2 protein-coding genes are annotated in these 2314 nt (G+C 66.9%); both read left to right on the plus strand.

All coding sequences use genetic code 11. The features are described 5' to 3' along the window. Positions 1-5: 5 nt before the first annotated feature. Positions 6-1055, plus strand: coding sequence for a P-type conjugative transfer protein TrbG (trbG, locus tag JHD07_RS32735; protein WP_291629658.1), 1050 nt, complete (start codon positions 6-8; stop codon positions 1053-1055). Continuing rightward, positions 1052-2275, plus strand: a complete 1224-nt coding sequence (locus JHD07_RS32740; protein ID WP_291629652.1) for a TrbI/VirB10 family protein — start codon at positions 1052-1054, stop codon at positions 2273-2275. The genes trbG and JHD07_RS32740 overlap by 4 nt, the downstream gene beginning before the upstream one ends. Positions 2276-2314 lie beyond the last annotated feature (39 nt).

Raw genomic sequence — 2314 nt, forward strand, 5'->3', positions numbered from 1 at the left:
GGGCAATGAAGCCGTCTTTCCGTAAAGCCGGAAGCCCGGCTTCACACACATTCGTATTCCAGGCTCTCCGCAGAGCCGCAATTCCGGTGGTTTTGCTGGCGACGACAGCGCTCGCCGGCTGCGCCACCACCAACCCGCCGCCCGAGATCTCCTACGACAACGCGGCCCCCGCCGTGCAGACCGTCGATCCGCCAGCGCCCGTCACCGTGGTGGAGCTGCCGCGGCCGTTACCGCTGCCCGGCCAGTTGCAACGCGTGGAGCCTTCGCGGCGCACACCCGAGCCGGCAGACCCGACCGCCCGGGTAAACCAGGCCAATGCCGCCGCGCGTATCCAGCCTGTGCGCGACGGCTTCATTAATTCGATGCAGGTCTATCCCTTCACGCAAGGGGCGCTCTATCAGGTCTATACTGCTGTCGGCCAGATCACCGACATCGCGTTGCAGCCCGGCGAGCAGCTCGTCGGCTCAGGCCCCGTCGCGGCCGGCGACACGGTGCGCTGGATCATCGGCGACACCGAGAGCGGATCGGGGGCGACGCGGCAGATTCATATCCTCGTGAAGCCGACCCGCCCCGACCTGATGACGAACCTCGTCATCAACACCAACCTGCGCACCTACCACATGGAGCTTCGCTCGACCGAGCGGACCTATATGGCCTCCGTCTCCTGGCAGTATCCGCAGGACCAGCTCATCGCGCTGCGCCGGCAGAACGCCGAGGCACAGGCCGCTCAGCCAGTGGCGAGCGGCGTCGACCTCGCCAACGTCAACTTCCGCTATGCGATCGAAGGCGACCGAGCGCCATGGCGGCCGCTTCGCGCTTTCGACGACGGCCGTCAGGTCTTCATCGAATTCCCGCGCGGCATCGGCCAGGGTGAGATGCCGCCGCTCTTCGTTGTCGGGCCCGAGGGCAACACCTCCGAACTGGTGAACTACCGCGTGCGCGGCCACCACATGATCGTCGACCGCCTCTTCGCGGCCGCCGAGCTGCGCTTCGGCGCCGGCGACCGCCAGCGGCGCGTCCGCATCACCCGTACCGATGGGAGGCCGACCTCGTGAGCGAGAACCCGCCCCGGAATGAGGAAGTGCCGGACGACGACGTCCAGCCGCTGACCGGCGAGCCGGCCAGTGCCGCGCCGATGCGGCTGCGCGCCGATCCGCCGCGTGTCACCCGGCTGTCGCGCAAGGTTCTCGCGGGCGTGGGTCTCGTCGCCAGCGTCGGGCTCGGCGGTGCGCTGATCTACGCGCTCCAGACCCGCGACGGAGGTCGGCCCAACGAAGAGCTTTATTCGACGGAGAACCGCTCCACCGCGGACGGTCTGGCTGGGTTACCGCGTGACTACAGCGGCGTGCCGCGCCTTGGTCCGCCCCTGCCGGGCGACCTGGGACGGCCAATCGTTGGCGCCCAGGAGCGCGGCCAGCCTGTACCGACGCCGAATGTCGCCACGCCGAATCCCGGCATCAGTCCGGAGGAGCAGAGGCGCCTTCAGGAGATCGAGACCGCGCGAACCAGTCGGCTGTTCTCCGGAACCGAGACCCGCGCCGGTGCGACCGCGTCGGCCCCTGCCATCGTGCCGGCGCCAGCGCCGGACCTGGCGAGCCTAGGCCTAGCGCCACCTCCATCGACACCTTCCGCGCAGGACCGCCAGAACGCATTTCTCAACGCGGCCGCCGATCGCAGGACCGTTGCGCCCGATAGGGTCGCCGCGCCAACCTCGCCGAACATCCTTCAGGCGGGAGCCGTGATTTCCGCCGCGCTGATCACCGGCATCCGTTCTGACCTGCCGGGCCAGATCACCGCTCAGGTCACAGAGAACATCTACGACAGCCCGACGGGTCGCATCCTTCTTGTTCCGCAGGGCACGCGAGTGATCGGTCAGTATGACAACAACGTCCAATTCGGGCAGAACCGGGTGCTTCTCGTCTGGACCCGGCTGATTTTCCCGAACGGCCGCTCGATCGTTCTTGAGCGGCAGCCCGGAGCCGATGTTGAAGGGTTCGCCGGCCTACAGGACGGCGTCGACTATCACTGGTGGGATCTTGCGAAAGCCGCTGGTCTATCCACCCTCCTCAACGTCGGCGCTGAACTTGCAGTCGATGATCAAGACCGACTGCTCCGAGCCATCCGCAATGGCGGCCAGGACACGATCAATGATGCTGGGCAACAGATCATTCGCCGCCAGCTCAACGTCGCACCAACGCTGACAATCCGACCCGGCTTCCCGGTGCGCGTGATCGTCACGCGCGACCTGGTGCTCGAACCATATGGAGGTTCATGATGACCAAGCTCAAGCTCGGCATCATCGCAGAAGACAAGC

Source organism: Bradyrhizobium sp. (assembly GCF_016462955.1).
Taxonomy (GTDB): domain Bacteria; phylum Pseudomonadota; class Alphaproteobacteria; order Rhizobiales; family Xanthobacteraceae; genus Bradyrhizobium.